The following is a 20,402-nucleotide window of genomic DNA, read 5'->3' as shown; positions in this document are numbered from 1 at the left end:
GCTAAATCCTGTAACCCATCATCATTGAAGTCTCCCACTGTTACTGAAAAAGGACGAGAACCAACGTTAAAGTTAATGGCGGCACCAAAGCTGCCGTTACCTTGTCCTAGTAGTACTCTGACATTATTGCTACTTTGCTTAGTAACAGCTAAGTCCTGCAACCCATCATCATTGAAGTCTCCCACTGTTACTGAACGAGGATTAGAACCAACGGCAAAGTTAGTGGCAGGGTCAAAAGACACTAATACTGAAGGATAAGCCATCCTGACTGCTGTTGAAATGGCTAATGTTGTATATATATGACCAACATTAATATCTAATTCCCAACTTCCCCCCTGTTGGCTACTGCCTACTTTCTCTGTGGAAGCCGCAATATTTGCACCTGTAAGTAGATGCAGTTGTCTGACAAACTCCATCCCCTGTTCCCCGGATGCCACTTGGCAACCGTAAAGCAAAATTTCGGCATTTGTGGATAAGTTTTCTCGCCACTGTTGTAATTGGGTGGTGTAAGTATCCAAGTTAGCTGCATTCAGCCTAGTTGAGCCTAGTTGTAAGCTGGCTTGGCTACCGTGGGAAACAATGTGAACTGAGTTATATTCCCAACCTTGCAAGGCTTTGGTGATTTGTTCTACCCCATCAATGTTGGGGTCTAGAATAAAGACTTGATTACCTGGTTTGACACCAGCAATTAAACTTTCATAGTCTGTAACTGCTGTATCAATAAAGACTATGCTTGAGGTGATTGATGCTGGAGTTGAGCTAGTTTGGGTATCTAATGTTAGGTTCATAACTTTTGGGGTTAGATGCTTGGTAATAAAAAAATCTAAGCTAATACAGTTATCAATCTCGATATGCTCGTAACTTTAATATTATTTCCCCAACCTTAGTTATGTATAAATACGTAAGTAATCCGCCCTGTCTAACCTTATTGAAAACTACTGTGTTAGTTAGGGGAGACTCTCTTATGTATTTAAAAAATGTATAAAATAAGGTAGTAAAAACACTAAAATATACGCAGGGACTTTCAGATAAAAAATATCCCAAATGTCCAAAATTTAGGGTGCGTCATTGCAATAAAACCCGAATATACTGAGAAATCATCAATACTGACGCACCCTATCAAACTAAAACGTCCATATATTGAGATATGACTCAGTATATGTAAGCAACTAGATTACAATTTTGTATTAGCTTAAACGTGTTGTACGATTAATAATTTATGCTTGATAATCATGTTCAACCCCTGTATTTTTACTTAAATTATTTGGATTCATTAAAATTTAAGTAGTCCAATTTAAGTAGTCCAATTTAAGTAGTCCATAATGCCTGAAACGCCAACGCAAGTGACAAGTGATAGATACCCGCAACTTCTCAAAACTGATTGGGTGGACTAATAGGGAAGAAGTTGGGGTTAGGTTCCATCGAACTCTTATTTCTTTAGCTTGCTTCCGCCTAAATAGCAATGCTGTTTTATGCAATTTCAAATGTCGTTAATTGCTTGTATGTCAAGAATAACCGTGATAATTTAGACTGTACTTAAGTAAAAATACTTGTGCATTAATTGTCAATTTCAAGAATGTGAAAAATATTGACTTAGGCAGGAATGATGCCCGAATCAAAGCAAAATTTCCCTGTCCCAGATTATTTCTGCTACTAACCTTAATTAGCTTTCCTGGTGTCGCGTCTGCCCAATCTACACCACCAGCAGGGGTGACAATTCCCCCTACTACACCAGAGACTATCGACCAAACTATCCCTAAACCCTCCCCTATTCCTGCTAATCCCACTCCCCCTTCTCCTACCAAACCTATCCTTCCTGTGCCTCCTGTGCCAACACCATCGGATGTTACTTCTCCTACTGGTGAAAGCTTTTTAGTGACTAAAATTGAAGTTTTGGGGTCTACAGTCTTAAAAAATGAAATCGCCAAGTTGATTGAACCATTCGAGAACCGTCGAGTTACCTTTGCAGATTTAATTCAACTACGCTCAGATATTACTAAACTTTATATTCAAAACGGATACATCACCAGTGGTGCATTTTTACCCAACAATCAAAATCTGACTGATGGTGTGGTAAAAATTCAGGTGGTGGAAGGAGAACTAGAGAAAATTGAGATCACTGGGTTAAGGAGTCTTCAATCAGTATACGTGCGATCGCGTCTTGCCAAAGCTACTTCCACGCCATTAAATCGCCAACGCTTAGAAGCAGCATTGCAACTATTACAACTAGACCCCGTGATTCAACGGGTAAATGCTGAGTTAACTGCGGGTAGTACTTCTGGTAGTAGTATCTTGCTAGTAAATATCACCGAAGCACCGGCATTTCATGGGGGAGTTTTTACAGCCAATAACCAAACTCCCAGTATTGGTTCGACTCAACTAGGGGTCTTTTTGAATCATGATAACTTGCTAGGTTTTGGCGATCGCCTCGCTGGTGAATATACAATTACCGAAGGACTTAACTTGTATGATGTCAGCTATACAATTCCCGTAAATGGCAATAATGACACATTGAGTTTTCGGGTAAATAATGCCAATAGCCGCATTATCACAGACGATTTCCGCAATTTGAACATTAGAAGCGAAACTCAAACCTATTCCCTCAGTTATCGTCATCCTCTCTACCGCCAACCCCAAACAGAACTTGCCCTGAGTCTAGGCTTAGATTTACGCCGTTCCCAAACATTTCTCCTCGATAATATTCCTTTTTCTTTTTCCCCTGGTGCAGAAGATGGAGAATCGAAAATTACAGCCATTCGCTTTTCTCAAGATTGGGTAAAGCGTGATGCCACAAGTGTTTTAGCCGCTCGTTCGCAATTTAGCCTTGGTATTGGAGCTTTTGATGCTACAGTCAACGATACTGGTACGGATGGGCGCTTCTTCTCTTGGTTAGGACAATTTCAATGGGTGCAGTTATTATCCTCACGAACATTAATACTAACTAGAGTCAATGCCCAACTGACGGGAGATTCTTTATTATCGTTAGAAAAGTTTAGTATTGGTGGGTTCGATACAGTTCGTGGTTATACCCAAAACAAACTCGTAGCCGACAATGGTTTGACAGCTTCCGTGGAAGTTCGCCTTCCTTTAACTGCTAACTCCAATGCTTTGCAGATAGCACCGTTTTTTGATATCGGTACTGTATGGAATAATCGCGGTAGTAATCCGCAACCACAGACAATTTCTAGTCTCGGTTTAGGCTTGCTTTGGCAACCAAGTCGAGATTTAAACCTGCGTTTAGATTATGGTATTCCCTTAACGAATATTAATGATGGGGGAAATACACTGCAAGAAAATGGTCTTCACTTTTCACTGCGGTATCAACCGTTTTAAGACAAAATTACGATGAACGCTGACCCAAAGATGTATCCATAGCACCCTGCAAAACTTGGGACGACTCCCCTAAATCCTGGACTTCTCCATTTTGTTCTTTCAGCCATCGCTGAATACGCTTTCTCTGCAATTCGCAAACCTGAACACTAGCTACTGTCAATGCTTGACGTGGAAAGATTTCCCTCAAATCAGCCAGCATCTCTACAGTGACACAAGCTTCTAAACATTCTGCAATGTAAGCCCTGGCATCTAAACACAACCATTCCTGAGTCGCCTCTAGCTTACAGATGTGGAGCTTTGTGGTTTCCATAAGATTTGGTTATGTAAGATACCAGGATTTACCCAACCATTCTACTTTATCTTCCAGTAGCTTGATAATTCTTCAACAAATATTTCCCCACCCATCCGAAAAATGTGTAATTATAAAGAAAAGCTTAAGAGGTTAGAGACTCATGGTCACCACAAAAGTAATACGCCAACTTTGGGCTGTAATTGAGTCTACTAACGTCAGCACTTTACTTCAATTTGATGATATATCTCTAGTACAGTTACTTACCCAGCAATTAAAAGTCAAGCAGGGACTCGACGCACAGGTAGATAGTAGCCTGGATACTTACATCACATCTAAACTGCCTCTAATTCGAGACACTGCTGAAGGCAGGTTATCTTTAGGACAGGAAAATCATTAACACCAAAGTTCACGAATAAAAATATTATGAATCACTGGCTAGGTATTGCCCTTGTAGCTTATCTAATTGGAGCGGCGATTGAAGGGGTAAGTACAGCTGGTCAGCTAACTCACTCATTGCCAGAACTAACCAAAGATAGGCAAGACGAGTCATCAAAATCTACTCATACATTTAAGGATAACTGGCGCGTTTTTGTTGCCATTGCCTCTGTAACTCTTTGTGGAGCCTGTATTTGGCCTTGTCGTTTGTTTCACCGTTTAGTGAAAGGGAACGTTTCATCTGAAGACTTGTAGACTATGAACCAATCAGCAAAGCTGAAATACTTATAGGCAATGCCCACCAAAGCCATGATAAGGTTGGCATTGCCCGTTCTACATATCCCTTATAATTTTTCTCTTTCTGTCAAAGCGGCGCGTGCGTGTTCTCGGTCGTCAAAGTGGATTTTTTCTGTACCGAGAATTTGGTAGTCTTCATGACCTTTCCCCGCCAGTAGCACGCCATCACCGGGTTGAGCTTGTAAAATTGCGGTACGAATAGCGATCGCCCGATCGCCTATAACTGTCGGTTGCACTGTGTCGGGAATCCCCGCCAGAATATCATCTAGAATCTTTTCTGGGTCTTCAGTCCGGGGGTTATCGGAAGTCACAAAAGCTAAATCTGCTAGTTCAGCCGCGATTTTACCCATTTTGGGGCGCTTGGTGCGATCGCGATCGCCTCCGCAGCCAAACACGCAAATCATTCTCCCAGGAATAAACGGTCTAGCCGCTTTGAGTAAGTTTTCTAAACTATCGGGGGTATGGGCGTAATCGACAATGACGCTAATATCTTGCTCAGGATGAATCTGCACCCGTTCCATCCGTCCGGGGACACCAGGGAACTCTGGGATATGATTGGCGATTAGCTGTAAGTCTAAGCCCAAGTGTAAAACCGCGCCCACAGCCGCCAACAGATTTTCTAAATTATATTGACCAACTAAAGGTGAACGGAAACTGACATCACCCTCTGGCGTGTGCAGAGTTCCCGTTACACCATTAGGCTCATAACTCAAGTCACTCATCCACAAATCAGCACTGCTATCATTAACGCTGTAACTCCAGACCTTTTCGGGACTCAATGCCTTGATTAATCTTTGACCATAGGTATCATCAGCGTTGATAATTGCCCGTCCTTTCAGGTAATCAGGACTAAATAACAGCGCTTTTGCGGCGAAATAATCCTCCATATCGCTGTGATAGTCCAGGTGGTCTTGGGTGAGGTTGCTAAATACCCCCACCTCAAAGGGACAACCAAGCACCCGTCCTTGTGCTAAAGCGTGGGAACTAACTTCCATAACTCCAAACTCACAACCAGCATTCACAGCTTGTGCTAGCTGCTGTTGTAGTTCTACTGCAAAGGGGGTGGTGTGGGTGGCTGTTTGCTCAAAACCAGGCCAACGAGTGTAGAGAGTCCCCATCAAAGCCGTAGATAATTGAGCTTTGGTTAAGAAAAATTCAATTAGGTGAGTGGTGGTAGTTTTACCATTAGTACCAGTCACACCCACCAGCTTGAGTTTCTGCCCAGGATAACCATAAAAAGCTGCGGCGATCGCGGCACAAGCTTTAGTCATGTTGTTAGAGCTAATGACAACAGCCTCATCACTGGGAGGATTTTTTTCCACAGCTTGAGGAGAGACGATTGCCGCGATCGCACCTGAGGCGATCGCACTAGGCCAAAATTCTCCGCCATCTACCCGCGTTCCTGGCATTCCAATAAACAAATCACCCGCACCGCAAGCATGGGAGTTGGTCTTGATGCCTTTAACTTCCGCATCCGCCAAAACCGGAGGTAAATTTTCAACACTGTCTACTGTCGCTAGTAATTCCCGCAATTTCATGTTGTGAACCTCGACACACGCCTTTCTTGCGCCTATTCTGCATTATTTTTTTCCGGATTGGCTAAATACTTGCTCAACATTTGTGCCAATTGCTGAACACTAGCGCGGGGAGAAGGGCGGGGTAAAGCTTGCTCTTTCTCGTCTCCAGGCGTTATTAAACACAGAACCGGAATCTCATATTGATAGGCAGCAAACCATTTTTCATCAGTTGTAATGTCACGGATTTCTAACTCAAAACTCAAATTTTGGATCTGTTCTAGTTTTTCCTGCAAACCTTCACATAAATGACAACCGGGCTTACTGTATAAAATTAATCGCATTTACTGAATACTACAAATCACTGAGAACTGCTATTGTAAAGAATACATGATAAATCTATAATCTTTGCAATACAAATTGGTCATTTTTATTAACAAAAGTAGTAGTTAGTAATTTTGTCATTCATAATTTATTGTGTTTACGTGGCTTTTGTGTAAAAAACATATATGTAAGTAATATTGTGAAAATCTTCATCTTTTTGTAGATGGGGGTTTGGTAATAGGTAATTGGTAATAGACCTGTTACCAATTACCAAAGCGCCAGGGTGGCTTTTCTCCCTACCAATGATGAGTTAGGCTTTCCCTCTAATTCAAGAAAGTAATTATTTTTTCCTCCCCCTGATTTTTATTTGTTGTGCTTAACTCATGAATGACTCTCTGCATAAGGATTTGTCCGTTTATCAGCTGGCTTTAGGAGTGGAAGCGCCTTCTCAAACAGTGACTCTCAGTCCGGCGACCTTGCTATCACTGGTGAGAGCGCAAATAGACTTACTGATTGAGCAGCAACTCAGTGCAACTTTATGGATTAAGCTGCCACCAGGAAAAGTTTGGTCTACAGAAATAGTCCGTTATCAGTCATCGGTGGATAACTCTGGTCGTATTTACAATTGCCAAGTTGGAGAAAGTAAATCAGAGGTGGGAGAAGAAAATTTAACATCTTTATCTTGTTCCTATGAGCATTATTTTGAGGTGCCATTACTACCAAATAACCACTTACAACGAGAATATTTTTTGGTAGTCTTATCGACAAAATTTTGCAGTTTAATAGCAGCTTATCGCCCACGTCAAAATCACAAAATTGGCCCCTTGGGTAAGACACCAAATAATAAAAATCAACCGCTATTAACGATTACTTCGCTTGAACATCAAGTTATTCAGCGTGTGTTAGATGGGATAAAACAAGAGGTTACCTCTGAATTAAAGCCCATACCACCAAGTGATTTTATCTGCTCCACTGCTTGCGAGCCAGCCCTCATCAGCCAAATGCTCACCAAGCAACTCCAACGACAAAACGAAATTAATCGTCGCATTAGCGTTGAACGCATTGCTAAATTGCAGCAGCACAATCAGAAATTACAAACAAAAGAGCAATTGAAAGATGAATATCTAACTAATGTGTGTCAAGAACTGCGTACACCCCTGACGCAAATGAAAACTGCGCTTTCACTGTTGAATTCACCCACCCTGAAACCGCACCAAAGACAGAGGTATTTGCAGATGTTAAATACCCAATGCGATCGCCAAAGTATTTTGATTGCCGGTCTTATGACTTTGGTAGAACTAGAGCATAATTTGGAAACAACAACTTTAGAACTCGTCAAACTTGCAGATATTGTCCCTGGAGTCGTCAGCACTTACCAACCAGTAGCCCAAGAAAAAGGCATCATGCTAGGCTATACCATCCCTACAGACTTGCCAAGCGTTTTATGTGTCAATGGCGGCTTGCGACAAATCGTCATTAATCTGCTGCACAACAGCCTCAAGTTTACAGCCAACGGTGGTCGAGTTTGGGTGAGAGCTAGAGTCCAAGGCGAATACGTCATACTAGAAATTCGCGACACAGGTATCGGTATTGCTGAAAGCGAAATTCCCAAAATATTCGACTGCTTTTATCGTGTGCGATCGGGATTAATTGATGAGACGAATGGTGCAGGTTTAGGACTCACAATTGTCCAGAGATTGTTATGGCATTGTGGTGGTTCTGTTAATGTGAGAAGCAAGGTTGATGAAGGTACTATGGTAATAGTGCAAATGAAGATAGGAAGCACCTCACCAACTTAGATCCGGAAAACAGGGTGAAGCGATCGCCTGTTGGTTGGCAACTGCACTTGTAGAGCGACAAATAATTTGTTGCTCTACAAACAAAATCGGGATGACTGGATTCGAACCAGCGGCCCCTTCGTCCCGAACGAAGTGCGCTACCAAGCTGCGCTACATCCCGTTAAAAAATTTATACGCCTTTTTTAGCATAACATAAATAATAGTCAATACAGAAAAGACATCTACATCTATATATATAGATGAATCGGAACGGGATTTGCTTGCTAGGATTAGATTTGTATAACATTCAGTGGTAAAAGCGGATTGTGACTGTAAAACCAGACTGGTTGCGGGTAAAAGCGCCTCAATGGGAGCGCGTTGGTAACGTTAAAGAAATTTTGCGGGATTTAGCGCTAAATACAGTTTGTGAGGAAGCGTCATGTCCGAACATTGGTGAATGCTTTCAAGCTGGTACAGCCACATTTTTGATTATGGGGCCAGCCTGCACCCGTGCTTGTCCTTATTGTGATATTGATTTTGAGAAAAAACCCAAAGCACTTGACCCCACAGAACCCACACGATTAGCTGAAGCGGTGCGGCGGATGAGACTAAATCATGTGGTCATCACTTCCGTAAACCGAGATGATTTACCAGATGGTGGTGCATCGCAGTTTGTTAAGTGTATTGCAGAGGTGCGCGCGGTTTCGCCTCAAACCACAATTGAGGTGCTAATCCCTGATTTGTGCGGTAACTGGGAGGCGTTAAAGATCATTCTTCAAGCATCACCAGAGGTATTAAACCATAATACAGAAACGATTCCTCGCCTTTATCGACGAGTCCGACCCCAAGGCAACTACGATCGCACCCTAGAATTATTGCAGCGATCGCGTCAAATTGCTCCCTGGCTCTACACAAAATCCGGTATCATGGTCGGCTTAGGCGAAACTGATGCCGAAGTTCGCCAAGTTATGCAAGACCTACGCGCTGTGGATTGCGATATCCTGACAATCGGGCAATATCTCCAACCCAGTCAAAAGCACTTACAAGTTAATGATTTTGTGACTCCAGAACAATTTGCTGCTTGGCAAGCCTATGGTGAAGACATCGGATTTCTACAAGTTGTATCCTCACCTTTGACGAGAAGTTCTTACCACGCCGAACAAGTACGACAATTAATGGAGCGTTACCCCCGGAACAAATAGAAACCTAATCAATCGTGTCTCTAAAATTTTGAATTTTGAATTTTTGAACCGGTGCAAGAAACTACCATATTAATTTTAGGTGCAGGTGCTTGGGGTGCATCTCTAGCAAACTTAGCACTAGCCAATGGCCATAGGGTGCGTGTATGGTCACGGCGAGGAACTGAAACACTAGCAGCACTCTTAGAAGATGTTGATATAATTCTCTCGGCGATTTCCATGAAAGGAGTGAGAGAAGTTGCTTCCCAAATTCAATCTCTCACTCCTTCACCAAAAACTATTTTTGTCACGGCTACCAAAGGTTTAGAACCAGAGACTATTTATACGCCATCCCAAATTTGGCAATCATGCTTCCCCAATCATCCAGTAGTTGTCCTCTCTGGGCCAAATTTATCTAAAGAAATTGACCAATCCCTACCAGCAGCCACGGTAGTAGCTAGTCGTGTAGCTACTGCCGCCGCTACAGTGCAGCTGGCATTTTCTTCATCTCGTTTTCGCGTCTATACAAATCCTGACCCCATAGGTGTGGAATTGGGGGGTACACTCAAGAATGTAATTGCGATCGCATCTGGTGTATGTGACGGTCTACATTTAGGAACTAATGCCAAAGCCGCTTTAGTCACGCGCGGACTCACAGAAATGGTTCGCATTGGCAATTGTTGGGGTGCAAAGACGGAAACATTTTATGGTTTATCTGGTCTAGGGGATCTGTTAGCTACCTGTAACAGTCCCTTAAGTCGCAATTACCAAGTTGGTTATCAATTAGCCGGTGGTCAAACACTGGCACAAATTCTAGCAAAATTACCAGGAACCGCCGAAGGAGTAAACACTTGTCAGGTATTAGTCCAATTAGCTAGGCAACAAAATATAGTTATCCCTATTACCGAGCAAGTCTACCGATTACTACAAGGCGAAGTTACACCACAGCAAGCTCTTGATGAACTCATGCTCCGAGACATTAAGCCGGAATATAACTGATTGTTAATTGGTTAATAGTCAACCGACAACTGACAACTGACAACCGACAACAAGTCCCCAATTTAACTCACCACTACTCATCATCCCCATTACTCCTTACCATACTGAGTCCTAAAAAATCCTGAGAAAAAAATTAGAAAATCGTCAGGAAATTACTTATGTATCCCTGTAGATGTGACTATGCCGATAATAAACATAATTTTTACTGAAATATGTTTATACAACATACTCAAGTCTCAGCTAATAACCAACAAGGTGAAAATGCTGACTAGGTAATTCCGAATTTAAAATCTAATCGTAAATTTGAATAGCTATTGGTTCAATCAGACTCTCAACAGCCAACTATAGTTAGGCTGTGATATCTGAAAACAACCACTAAGGTTTTTTTGTAAAAAAAATTTTAGTGAAAACCTTAACCGTGTTAGTTCATCTAGAATCACGGGAACAATAGCAACAGTTAAATAGCTGACCCCACGGGTTCGCAGTCGCCTACGGAGGGAAACCCTCCTACAGCGCTGACTCACCGCAATCTATTGTTACCTGGAGCCATAGAGACGATCTTATGCCAGCAACATCTTTTTACGCAGATGCCGCCTACAATACCCAAAAATCCCGCCAGGCTTTAGACCCTGATATTGCCATTGATGACAGTGATTTGTCGGTGGATGAGATCCAAGAATTGGAGATAGCTGCTGCTGATCCCGCTACTTTTGGTGCTAGCGCTAACCGTCGTAGTACAGACTTAGTACGTCTATACCTTCAGGAAATCGGTCGAGTCCGTTTGTTAGGACGGGACGAAGAAGTTTCTGAAGCTCAAAAAGTCCAGCGTTACTTAAAGTTGCGGGTAGTGCTAGCTAATGCTGCCAAACAGGGAGATGAAGTTGCTACTCCTTATCTGCATTTAATTGAAGTTCAAGAGCGTCTAGCATCAGAACTTGGCCATCGTCCTTCCTTGGAAAGATGGGCTGCTACTGCTGGTATCAACTTATGTGACCTGAAGCCAATTTTATCGGAAGGTAAACGTCGCTGGGCAGAAATTGCCAAGATGACGGTGGAAGAATTGGAGAAAATGCAATCTCAAGGTCTTCAGTCAAAAGAACACATGATTAAGGCTAATTTGCGCTTAGTTGTGTCTGTGGCTAAAAAATATCAAAATCGTGGTTTAGAATTATTAGACTTAGTTCAAGAAGGCACTCTCGGTTTGGAACGAGCTGTAGAGAAATTTGATCCAACTAAGGGATATCGTTTTAGTACCTATGCCTACTGGTGGATTCGCCAAGGGATCACAAGAGCGATCGCTACTTCTAGTCGTACAATTCGCCTCCCTGTTCATATTACAGAAAAATTAAACAAAATTAAAAAGGCTCAACGCAAAATCGCTCAAGAAAAAGGTCGCACTCCTACTTTAGAAGACCTAGCAATTGAGTTAGATATGACACCTACCCAAGTGCGGGAAGTTTTATTAAGAGTACCTCGTTCTGTTTCTTTAGAAACCAAGGTAGGTAAAGATAAAGACACTGAGTTGGGAGAACTATTAGAGACTGACGGCGTAACTCCTGAAGAAATGTTAATGCGGGAATCTCTACAAAGAGACTTGCAACATTTATTAGCTGATTTAACTAGCCGTGAACGTGATGTCATCTTGATGCGTTTTGGTTTAGCTGATGGTCATCCTTACTCATTAGCAGAAATTGGCCGCGCTCTGGATTTATCACGGGAGCGAGTACGCCAAATCGAATCTAAGGCCTTGCAAAAGCTCCGCCAACCGAAGCGCCGCAACCTTATCCGTGACTATTTGGAATCTCTGAGTTAGATAGTTAATAGTCAATAGTCAATAATCAATAGTAAACAAAATCCATACTATAGATTATTGACTCTGGACTATTTAGTCATCACAACCAATTAAGCATAACGGCAGAGCTTGCCACTGGTAACTCAGGAAAACTCATCACCTTGTGACTGGAGTTTATACATTAATTAACATTAATGTGATTTATTCTCGCCTAGTAACTTAACAGCTACTTGTTGCTTATAGGAAAGTTTTGCAGTTAATTAAAATGTATTTTTGCAAAGCATTGCTTGAAAACATAAAATAGTAAACATTGATATTACATAAAGTCAATAACTAAGATGCCTGTGTAGCTTGCGATTCACCATTAAGATTGTATATTCTTGAACTAGTAATTTTTGATTTCAAATTGTTAATAATAAGCATTATTACTAGGTTTTTGTAGGTGATTTTCACTAATTTTGATTAAAATTATAATAAATATTCTCAATAAGCGATGTTTGTTGCAAATCACTCCAAATATTTGTTATATTCTCAATTAACAAGCTTTGTTGAGAAAAATTAGTATGACTGTCTACACAAATACTTCGCTCAAGGCAGAATTAAACGAAAGAGGCTGGCGTTTGACCCCTCAACGGGAAACTATCTTACATATCTTTCAAGAACTTCCTCAAGGCGAACACCTGAGCGCAGAAGATTTATATCATCGTTTGGAAGCTGACGGTGAAGGAATTAGCCTTTCAACGATTTACCGGACGTTGAAGTTGATGGCTCGGATGGGGATTTTACGTGAACTGGAATTAGGCGAAGGACACAAGCACTACGAAATTAACCAGCCTTATCCCCATCATCACCATCACCTAATTTGTGTCAAATGTAACTCTACTATTGAATTCAAAAACGATTCAATCTTAAAAATTGGGGCAAAAACTGCCCAAAAAGAAGGTTTTCACCTACTAGACTGCCAAATGACAATTCATGCAGTCTGTCCCAAGTGCCAACGCGCGCTCATGCCACTTTAGCACCTGGGTAAGATAACAAGGGGAAGTGACTCAATAATCCAAAAATGAAGTTTTGAGAAATTCCTGATTAGTCGTTATCGGAGGTAAGCAAACTGTTAAGGAATCATAGTAAAAACATGGAAGCGGATGCTAAAAGCGTCCGCTTCTGACATCAGTTAGACTGATACCGTAGAATTCCTGAGCTTGCTTGATGGCTTTTTTCGTATCATCTGCCATCACTCCATTGAGTTGTCCTTTATAGAAACCCTTTTCTTGTAGTCGTCTTTGGATTTCTAAGACATTAAAATCACTTTTGGTAGCTTTAGCTTGATTAAGTGAGCTATGTAACTTTGCTCTGGTCGTGGGGCCAGCAATACCGCTAGCACTGAGATAATTAGCAGCTTGAAATCTTTTGACTGCTTCTGCTGTGTAGGGGCCAAAATAACCATTTGGCTGTCCCTGTAAATATCCTGCTTGAATTAACTGTTCTTGTAGAACTCGCACAGCTTCGCCGCGATCGCCTACAGTCAGTTTATCTTTGACAGTTACAGTTGCGCGCTTAGGGGGATTTTCTCCACCAACACCTATTGGCGGTAATCTTCTGATTGTGGCTGGCCCAACAATACCGTCAACATCTAGTTTATAAGCGGTTTGAAATCTTTTGACTGCTTCCTCGGTAATGGGGCCAAAAACACCTGTAGCATTACCGTAATAAAAACCTGCAACTCGCAAACGTTGTTGCAGTGATCTCACCGCTTCGCCTTCATCTCCTTTGACAAGGTAGTTAGGATCACGGCGCTTGTTGGTGGCTGCATTAACACTAGCAGTTGTGCTGTTCCTTGTAGTTTGTGTACGTGTAGCAGCAGTTGTGGTGTTTTTTCTAGTTTGTGTACGTGCAGCAGGAGTGGTTCTGACTTGAGTAGCAGTTGTGCTGTTTTTTCTCGTTGGTGTACTGGGAGTAGTATATTGTTGGACTTGGTTAGCCACCGGAGTGGAACGCCACTGGTCTAATTTTTCTAGAGTGCTAGCTCCTACAACGCCATCAACTGGTAAGCCAGCCGCCTCTTGAAAACGTCGAACCGCTTCTTCTGTGGAAAAATCATATACCTGAGTTACAGGAGCCTGATAAAACCCTGCTTGCTGTAGTTTTTGTTGGAGATTTCTGACGGAAGGCCCTTGATCTCCTCTTTCCAATGCCCAGGCGCTACTAACACTGCTGAGAACAGATAATGTCAGGGCTAGGGGTAGCATATGCTTCCAAGCTCTACTTGATAGGCGTTTCCAGTCTGGTGCAGCTGCTTTGTTAAATAAGTAGCTTAAAGACACCAACTCTCCTGGTTCACTATCTTCGTAGGTGAAAGCTAGGTGCAAATACGCTATGTTGTCCATATTTGTTTCCTACACCATTTATTTTGCTTCGATGGTTGCTTCGGCTTGATGTACTAAATTACGTAAATTTTCAAGTGTTTCTATATTTACATTTTCCCATAAACCGCGTTGGTTTGCTTCTAACAGTCTTTCAGCAATATCACGCAGTGCATGGGGATTTTTATTCTCAATATACGTGCAAACTACTGGATCAAGCAAGTAGGCCTGCATAACACCTTGATACATATAGTCTTCTACACATCTGGTAGTGGCATCATAGGCAAAGAGAAAATCTACGGTGGCTGCCATTTCAAATGCACCTTTATACCCGTGACGCATCATTCCCTCAATCCACTTGGGATTAACCACACGAGAACGATAGACTCTGGCAATTTCTTCTCGCAGTTGGCGGACACGGGGTTGGGATGGAATGGAATGATCACCAAAATAAGTTTCGGGATTTTTCCCTTGTAGGGAACGTACCGCAGCTGTTAAACCGCCTTGAAATTGATAATAGTCGTCCGAATCAAGCAAGTCGTGTTCGCGGTTGTCTTGATTGTGTAGGACAATTTGCATCTGTTCTAAGCGCTGGGTGAAGGCTTCGGGGGAGGGGATTGGGCAGGGGGCAGGGGGCAGGGGGCAGGGGGCAGGGGATTGGGGACTAATTTCTGTGCCGGCTTCTTGACTTTTGCCTGAAGAATAGGCGTAGCAGCTCCAGTTAATATAGGCGTTGGCTAGGTCTTGGTCGTCTTGCCAGTTTTGTGATTCGATTATGCCTTGGAGTCCGGCTCCGTAAGCCCCTGGTTTAGAGCCAAAAATGCGATAGCGCGATCGCTCAAAGGCTGTTTCTGGAGTTAAGCCTTGTTGTATCCAAAAATCAGTGTCTTGGCGGATTTGGGCGGCTAGGGGGTTTTGTTCTGGGGGTTCATCTAGAGCCGCAACTGCGTTGACAGCTTGCTCAAATAAATCCATTAAGTTGGGGAAAGCGTCACGGAAGAAGCCGGAAATCCGTAAGGTGACATCGACACGGGGTCTACCTAAGACGCTTAAGGGCAGTATATCTAAATCGACAACCCGTCGTGCTGCACCGTCCCATACTGGTTGTACGCCTAACAAAGCCAAAGCTTCGGCTATGTCATCACCACCAGTCCGCATTGTTGCAGTTCCCCATACAGATAGGCCTAGTGTTTTGGGATACTCACCATGCTCTTGGGTGTAGCATTCAATCAGGTTTTCTGCTGCTTTTCTACCAATATCCCAAGCAGTTTCTGTGGGGATGGCGCGTATATCAACAGCATAAAAGTTTTTACCTGTAGGCAAAACTTCTGGTCTGCCCCGTGTGGGTGCGCCTGAAGACGCACTGGGGATGTATCCACCATCTAGCCCATGTAGGAGGTTAGTAATTTCTGCTGGAGTTTGTTGAAGGGATGGGAGGAGTTTGGATTTGATCCAGTTAAGGACTGTGTTAAGCGGGGCAGGGGGCAGGGGGCAGGGAGCAGGGGGAGGATTGATGAGGTTTTCTACTAGTAGGGAGGCGTGTTCTTCTAGGACGGTGACGGCATCGCCGACTGTGCGACAGGGATTTGGGGTTTTTGCAGCTAACAGTTTTTGGTCTTGTATGGATAATGGGGTGCTGAAGTTGTCTGTGAGGGGGTCGAAGTCTAAGCCCCAAGTGTTGGCTAAAGCCCTGGTGATACCTGAGGAATGGCGGTTGGGGATGCGAGCGATCGCCACTATTAAATCCCTGAGTTGTCTTCCTTGGGGACATTGCCCAAAAATGTGCAGGCCGTCTCTGATTTGAGCTTCTTTCAATTCGCAGAGATACCCATCTAAGGAGTTCAAAATTAACGATTCAAAATTGACGATATCTTCTTCCTTTTCAATACCTAAATCTTTGTAAAGATTTTCTTGGATGACTAAATCACGAATGCGATCGCGGATTGCTCCCAAGCGAGAAGGATCTAAACTTTCCGCTTCGTAATACTCATCAACTAAATTTTCCAGCTTTTGCAAAGCACCATATAATTCAGCACGAGTCATCGGGGGCGTAAGATGGTCTATGATCACCGCCTGAGCGCGACGCTTGGCTTGGGAACCTTCACCAGGATCATTAACAATAAATGGGTATAGGTGAGGCATAGGGCCAAAAACTGCTTCTGGATAGCAATTACTAGATAAAGCCAAGCTCTTACCAGGCAGCCATTCTAAATTGCCATGTTTTCCCACATGAACAACAGCATCAGCACCAAAAGATTCTCTCACCCAATAATAAAAAGCTAAATAAGCATGGGTCGGTTCTAAATCTGGCGCATGATAATTCAAACTGGGGTCAATATCATAACCCCTTGATGGCTGGATGCCTACGAAGACATTGCCGAACTGGATACCAGGAATGGGAAAGGACAATGAGGGAAAATGATTGGCTTGTTCTCCTAGCCCCCAACGCTCATTAATACCCTGCTGTACTGCTGTTGGTAAACAAGCAAAATACTCTTGATATTCCTCACTAGATAAGCTTTGCTGCACCGGACGTAATTCTCTGCCTTCTGGGTCATTTGTTACGCCAGCCGTGAGCATTTGAATTAATTCGTCCCCATTGGTGGGCAGGTTTTCCACGAAATAGCCTGCTTGCTGTAAAGCTTTGAGGATTTCTACACAACTTTCTGGCGTGTCTAGCCCCACACCGTTGGCTAGGCGGCCGTCGCGGTTGGGATAGTTTGCCAAAATTAGGGCAATACGACGCTTTTGGGGCGGTTGGGAACGGAGGTGTACCCAATTTGCTGCGAGTTGGGCTACAAAATCGATGCGATCGCTTATTGGTTCATAAACTACCACATCTGTTTCTAAATCGGGATTGCGAGTTTGTATTGCCTTAAATGAGACAGCCCGGCTGATAATTCTGCCATCTACTTCCGGTAAGGCGACATTCATCGCTATATCACGGGGAGAAAGTCCGTTTAACTGTGCTTCCCATTGTTCAACAAATCCGCCACTGAGAATCACTTGTAAAACTGGGACATCTAATTTTTCCCAAAGTTCGGTTTGGGGTGCTTCAGTTTCTAAACGGGCTAATGAAAAGCTTGTGGTATTAAGTAAAAGTGAAATTTGTTGGGAATCTTTAGGCTGAAAAAAATCAATCAACTCTGCTTGCACATCAGGATCACGCAAAGAAGAAATAAACACCGGCACAGGCTGTAAATTTCTCTGCCACAAAGCCGCACACAACGCATCAATTACCTGAATATTTCCCGCCAAATAGTGGGCGCGGTAAAAGAGAATGCCTACCTTGGGGATGAGGGATTGGGAATTAGGAATTGGTTGAGGGGGCAAGGGGAAAGGGTGAAAATCGTTGAGTAAGTTTCCCCCTCTGCTCCCTTCTCCCTGCTCCCCTGCTTCTTCTCCTAGTCCCCAGTCCCCAGTCCCCAATCCCCAGTCATACAACCCAACACGAGGAACCCTTTGTGGCGCGGGGGGATTGTATGTAGTTTTTAAAGACACGTCGGAAATAAATTGCAGAGCGTTAACAATATTTTCTACGCCACCTTCATAAAAATACTGCCATATTTGGTTAACAGTACCTACTGGCGCGGTAGACTGAGAGATCAATTCAGGATCGAGAGCATCGTCACCAGGCATTACAATTAGGGTTATACCAGTGCGTTCCACGATTTCTTGGACAACTTCTAAACCATACGCCCAATAGGAACGTCCTCCTAGTAGGCGCAAAATAATTACCTGGGCAAGTTCTAAAACTTGTTCGGCATAAGTATCTATACTTATTTGTTGTTGCAATAACAACAAGTTAGCTACTCTGATTGCAGGGAATGTTGCAGGTAATTTGGGGACTGCGGCTGCGAGGGTTTGAATATCGGTATCAGCAGCCGTAATCAACACAAAGGGAGCTGGGGTTTGTTCCAGAAAAATCACACCCTCTGACTGATTCCATCCTACCGATGTGGTACTTATACGATGCATAATCCTTTATTGCCGCTTTAAACTGTTGGTTAGAACATAATCAATAAATTTGTCAGCCCAGCCCCTCTTACCAGACTATCGAAAATGCTGAGTTCTCCTGATTTGAGCTTTTCTCGAAATTTGCCTTTAGTTGTATTCAATCAACTCGGAGAATTGTTGCAGCAGATGGCTCAATCAGTAGAAACTAGTACTTTGTTACTTACTGAATCCTTGTTATCACGGGTGAGTGTGCCAATGGAGTGGCACACTCAGAGGTTTACTTTGTTGGTTTCTGAGGGATTTAGTGCGCTTTTGCTGGGAAACTGGGAGCAACAAGAATTACCAGAGTCGGAAAGTTGGGTTCTGGCTATGCCTTCCCCATTGAATCAAGGCATTACTGGAGATAGAGAAACACAAAAGCAAGAAATATACTCAGCTTCCAGTATTCCACAGGCTGCTCAATCCCCGTTAACGCTAACAGAACTGCATACTAGGTTGACATTTAATTCAGAGGCGATCGCTTCCTTTCTTGCAAAATTGAGAGACTTGTTTGGGGATGATTCTTATACTCACCAGCATCTTGAACGCTATCGGCAAATTTTGAAACCAAATGATGTTAAACTCCAAAGTCAATTTACTTTGTTGTTATTAGAACATCTTTTGCCTAAGGACAATGAGGAAGTAACAGCTTCTACAAGTGTAAATAATTCTGAAGAAGTGTATGCTTGTCAAGCAGTCGAAGATGCTCTCAAAAAACAGATTTCCCAAGAGCGACTGTTAAATCAAGTTACCACCCAGATTCGCAAAAGCTTAGATTTGCCAGTAATTATGGCAACAGCGATCGCTCAAGTACGGGAGTTTCTAGAATTAGACAGGTTAGTAATATATAAATTTGAGGGTTCTGGAGTCAACACGCAAAACACAAGGCTACCCCGCCTCCAAGACTGGCAAAATTATGGTGGTTGTATAGTTTATGAAGCTCGTGCCACAGATATCATCCCATCAGTATTAGATTATCAAGAACAAACTTGCTTCAGTCGTCATTCTCAATGTTGGGATAAATATCGTCAAGGATTTACCCTAGTTATCGATGATATTGAAACAGCTTACCCCTTAGAAGAATGTCTGTTGAATTTTTTAAGGGAAAACCAAGTTAGAGCAAAATTAGCAGCACCGATTATTTTTGAAGATAAACTCTGGGGTCTATTAATTGCCCATCAGTGCCATAATCCCCGCCAGTGGCATGATAGTGATAAGAATTTACTCATTTCCATTGCCGAACAATTAGCGATCGCCATTCATCAATCAGAATTAATGCGATCTCTGCAAGATGCTGCCCATAGGCTCACTCAAGAAAAACAAACCCTAGAGCAGCGAGTCGTTGAGCGCACAATGGCTTTGCGCGATGCCCTCTTAGCGGCGGAAGCTGCTAGTCGTCTGAGAAATGAATTTCTGGCTACCATTAGTCACGAATTACTCACGCCTTTAACTTACGTAATTGGGATGTCTTCTACTTTATTACGTTGGCCTTTGGGTGAGTTGAGTCAACGGCAAAGAGATTATTTACAAACAATCCACGACAGTGGTGAACATTTGTTAGATATGATCAATGACATCCTTGATTTATCACAAATTGAGGCGGGAAAAACCGTTTTAAATATTGCCGAATTTTCTTTAGTGGAGGTAGCAGAAAATACTATAGAATCTCTGCTAGAAAAAGCTCTATCAGAACAAGTCAATCTCAAACTGGATTTACAAATAGATCCTAGACGCGATCGCTTCACCGCCGATGCTGCACGAATAGAACAAATTCTCTGGAATTTATTAACGAACGCCATTAAATTCACCCCAGAAGGCGGTAACGTCACCTTAAGGATTTGGGTAGAAGATGATACCTCTATATTTCAAGTAGAAGATACAGGTATTGGTATTCCTGAAGAACAATTACCATTATTATTTGAAAAATTCCAGCAACTTGATACACCCTATCGCCGTCGCTACGAAGGCACAGGATTAGGTTTAGCTTTAACTAAGCAATTGGTAGAACTGCACCGAGGACACATTGAAGTTGAATCCACCGTAGGTATTGGCTCAATTTTTACCGTCTGGATACCATATCAAGAAATTAGGGAGTAGAGAC

At 42.7% G+C, this 20,402-nt stretch carries 15 protein-coding genes and 1 tRNA gene; 9 read left to right on the top strand and 7 right to left on the bottom strand.

The annotated features are described in order from the left end of the window. A partial coding sequence (locus tag ACM5QX_RS25565; protein ID WP_414756090.1) for a DUF4347 domain-containing protein occupies positions 1-788 on the bottom strand: 788 nt, incomplete at its 3' end. Positions 789-1,578: 790 nt separating this feature from the next. Here ACM5QX_RS25565 and ACM5QX_RS25560 point away from each other — a divergent pair. Beyond that, complete coding sequence (locus tag ACM5QX_RS25560; RefSeq protein ID WP_414756089.1) at positions 1,579-3,333, top strand: ShlB/FhaC/HecB family hemolysin secretion/activation protein; 1,755 nt, start codon at positions 1,579-1,581, stop codon at positions 3,331-3,333. A 7-nt stretch (positions 3,334-3,340) separates the two neighbouring features. Here ACM5QX_RS25560 and ACM5QX_RS25555 read toward each other — a convergent pair whose 3' ends face one another. Then, complete coding sequence (locus tag ACM5QX_RS25555; protein WP_414756088.1) at positions 3,341-3,643, bottom strand: hypothetical protein; 303 nt, start codon at positions 3,641-3,643, stop codon at positions 3,341-3,343. Positions 3,644-3,785: 142 nt separating this feature from the next. Here ACM5QX_RS25555 and ACM5QX_RS25550 point away from each other — a divergent pair, with 142 nt between their 5' ends. Both ACM5QX_RS25550 and ACM5QX_RS25545 read left to right on the top strand, forming a co-directional pair. Beyond that, complete coding sequence (locus ACM5QX_RS25550) at positions 3,786-4,022, top strand: hypothetical protein (RefSeq protein WP_414756087.1); 237 nt, start codon at positions 3,786-3,788, stop codon at positions 4,020-4,022. Positions 4,023-4,048: 26 nt separating this feature from the next. Beyond that, positions 4,049-4,315: a hypothetical protein gene (locus tag ACM5QX_RS25545; RefSeq protein ID WP_414756086.1), complete on the top strand. Its 267-nt coding sequence runs from the start codon at positions 4,049-4,051 to the stop codon at positions 4,313-4,315. Positions 4,316-4,404: 89 nt separating this feature from the next. Here ACM5QX_RS25545 and ACM5QX_RS25540 read toward each other — a convergent pair whose 3' ends face one another. Both ACM5QX_RS25540 and ACM5QX_RS25535 read right to left on the bottom strand, forming a co-directional pair. Then, a complete protein-coding gene (locus tag ACM5QX_RS25540; protein ID WP_414756085.1) occupies positions 4,405-5,895 on the bottom strand; it encodes a UDP-N-acetylmuramoyl-L-alanyl-D-glutamate--2,6-diaminopimelate ligase in 1,491 nt (496 codons plus the stop codon). 32 nt (positions 5,896-5,927) lie between these two features. Next, a complete protein-coding gene (locus ACM5QX_RS25535; RefSeq protein ID WP_414756084.1) occupies positions 5,928-6,215 on the bottom strand; it encodes a glutaredoxin family protein in 288 nt (95 codons plus the stop codon). A gap of 363 nt (positions 6,216-6,578) precedes the next feature. Here ACM5QX_RS25535 and ACM5QX_RS25530 point away from each other — a divergent pair, with 363 nt between their 5' ends. After that, a complete protein-coding gene (locus ACM5QX_RS25530; RefSeq protein ID WP_414756083.1) occupies positions 6,579-7,994 on the top strand; it encodes a DICT sensory domain-containing protein in 1,416 nt (471 codons plus the stop codon). An 86-nt stretch (positions 7,995-8,080) separates the two neighbouring features. Here the strand turns inward: ACM5QX_RS25530 and ACM5QX_RS25525 are convergent. Then, a tRNA-Pro gene (locus ACM5QX_RS25525) sits at positions 8,081-8,154 on the bottom strand. 145 nt (positions 8,155-8,299) lie between these two features. On the opposite strand from ACM5QX_RS25525, the gene lipA reads away from it, so the two are divergent. The 4 genes from lipA (at position 8,300) to ACM5QX_RS25505 (ending at position 12,961) form a co-directional block, all read left to right on the top strand. Continuing rightward, positions 8,300-9,175 (top strand): lipoyl synthase, encoded by an 876-nt coding sequence (gene lipA, locus ACM5QX_RS25520; protein ID WP_414756082.1) that lies wholly within the window; start codon positions 8,300-8,302, stop codon positions 9,173-9,175. Positions 9,176-9,226: 51 nt separating this feature from the next. Further along, a complete protein-coding gene (locus ACM5QX_RS25515; RefSeq protein WP_414756081.1) occupies positions 9,227-10,150 on the top strand; it encodes an NAD(P)H-dependent glycerol-3-phosphate dehydrogenase in 924 nt (307 codons plus the stop codon). A 562-nt stretch (positions 10,151-10,712) separates the two neighbouring features. Next, on the top strand, positions 10,713-11,963 hold the full coding sequence (sigC, locus tag ACM5QX_RS25510; RefSeq protein ID WP_011318011.1) for an RNA polymerase sigma factor SigC: 1,251 nt from the start codon (positions 10,713-10,715) through the stop codon (positions 11,961-11,963). A gap of 542 nt (positions 11,964-12,505) precedes the next feature. Next, positions 12,506-12,961 (top strand): Fur family transcriptional regulator, encoded by a 456-nt coding sequence (locus tag ACM5QX_RS25505; RefSeq protein ID WP_010995860.1) that lies wholly within the window; start codon positions 12,506-12,508, stop codon positions 12,959-12,961. 129 nt (positions 12,962-13,090) lie between these two features. Here ACM5QX_RS25505 and ACM5QX_RS25500 read toward each other — a convergent pair whose 3' ends face one another. Together ACM5QX_RS25500 and cobN are read right to left on the bottom strand one after the other, a co-directional pair. After that, a complete protein-coding gene (locus ACM5QX_RS25500; protein WP_414756080.1) occupies positions 13,091-14,329 on the bottom strand; it encodes a peptidoglycan-binding protein in 1,239 nt (412 codons plus the stop codon). A gap of 18 nt (positions 14,330-14,347) precedes the next feature. Then, a complete protein-coding gene (gene cobN, locus ACM5QX_RS25495; RefSeq protein ID WP_414756079.1) occupies positions 14,348-18,283 on the bottom strand; it encodes a cobaltochelatase subunit CobN in 3,936 nt (1,311 codons plus the stop codon). Between the two features lie 84 nt (positions 18,284-18,367). Here cobN and ACM5QX_RS25490 point away from each other — a divergent pair, with 84 nt between their 5' ends. Then, positions 18,368-20,398 (top strand): ATP-binding protein, encoded by a 2,031-nt coding sequence (locus ACM5QX_RS25490; RefSeq protein ID WP_414756078.1) that lies wholly within the window; start codon positions 18,368-18,370, stop codon positions 20,396-20,398. Positions 20,399-20,402 lie beyond the last annotated feature (4 nt).

This window comes from Anabaena sp. CCY 9910 (assembly GCF_963920875.1).
GTDB classification, from domain to species: Bacteria; Cyanobacteriota; Cyanobacteriia; order Cyanobacteriales; family Nostocaceae; genus Trichormus; species Trichormus variabilis.
The sequence above is the reverse complement of the archived record's forward strand: the minus strand, read 5'-3'. Positions and strand labels throughout refer to the sequence as shown.

Bases quoted from the DNA above. Each gene is read 5' to 3' on its own strand.
- ACM5QX_RS25555 (WP_414756088.1), bottom strand. From the start codon at position 3,643: ATGGAAACCACAAAGCTCCACATCTGTAAGCTAGAGGCGACTCAGGAA.
- ACM5QX_RS25550 (WP_414756087.1), top strand. From the start codon at position 3,786: ATGGTCACCACAAAAGTAATACGCCAACTTTGGGCTGTAATTGAGTCT.
- ACM5QX_RS25545 (WP_414756086.1), top strand. From the start codon at position 4,049: ATGAATCACTGGCTAGGTATTGCCCTTGTAGCTTATCTAATTGGAGCG.
- ACM5QX_RS25540 (WP_414756085.1), bottom strand. From the start codon at position 5,895: ATGAAATTGCGGGAATTACTAGCGACAGTAGACAGTGTTGAAAATTTA.
- ACM5QX_RS25535 (WP_414756084.1), bottom strand. From the start codon at position 6,215: ATGCGATTAATTTTATACAGTAAGCCCGGTTGTCATTTATGTGAAGGT.
- ACM5QX_RS25530 (WP_414756083.1), top strand. From the start codon at position 6,579: ATGAATGACTCTCTGCATAAGGATTTGTCCGTTTATCAGCTGGCTTTA.
- sigC (WP_011318011.1), top strand. From the start codon at position 10,713: ATGCCAGCAACATCTTTTTACGCAGATGCCGCCTACAATACCCAAAAA.
- ACM5QX_RS25505 (WP_010995860.1), top strand. From the start codon at position 12,506: ATGACTGTCTACACAAATACTTCGCTCAAGGCAGAATTAAACGAAAGA.
- ACM5QX_RS25500 (WP_414756080.1), bottom strand. From the start codon at position 14,329: ATGGACAACATAGCGTATTTGCACCTAGCTTTCACCTACGAAGATAGT.
- cobN (WP_414756079.1), bottom strand. From the start codon at position 18,283: ATGCATCGTATAAGTACCACATCGGTAGGATGGAATCAGTCAGAGGGT.
- ACM5QX_RS25490 (WP_414756078.1), top strand. From the start codon at position 18,368: ATGCTGAGTTCTCCTGATTTGAGCTTTTCTCGAAATTTGCCTTTAGTT.